Raw genomic sequence first — 258 nt, forward strand, 5'->3', positions numbered from 1 at the left:
CGCTGTCGATGGTCATCAAGGGTGGCAGGTGTTTGTCTTGTTGCGCCTGTTCCAGTTCGAGCAGGCTGGCGTCGATCTCTGCATCGCTGTCGGCCGGGTGGCCCAGGCCTTTAAGAACGGCGCGCAGGGCGTCGGGTTTCACACGTTGCGGGCGGCCGTTTGCGTCGACCCAATCGACGGCCAGGCCCGCTCGGCTGGCGAGAATTTCCAGGTTCGCTTCGCTCAAGGGTGCTCTCCAACAGGGGATAAGGTAACGCG

Annotated in this window: 1 pseudogene; it reads right to left on the minus strand. The window is 63.2% G+C overall.

The window, feature by feature from the left end:
* Positions 1–226 (minus strand): annotated as a pseudogene (locus ACW9IR_RS29970) (4-alpha-glucanotransferase); the annotation flags it as partial.
* Between the last annotated feature and the right edge of the window lie 32 nt (positions 227–258).

The sequence above is a fragment of the Pseudomonas sp. SDT291_1_S447 genome (genome assembly GCF_054070155.1).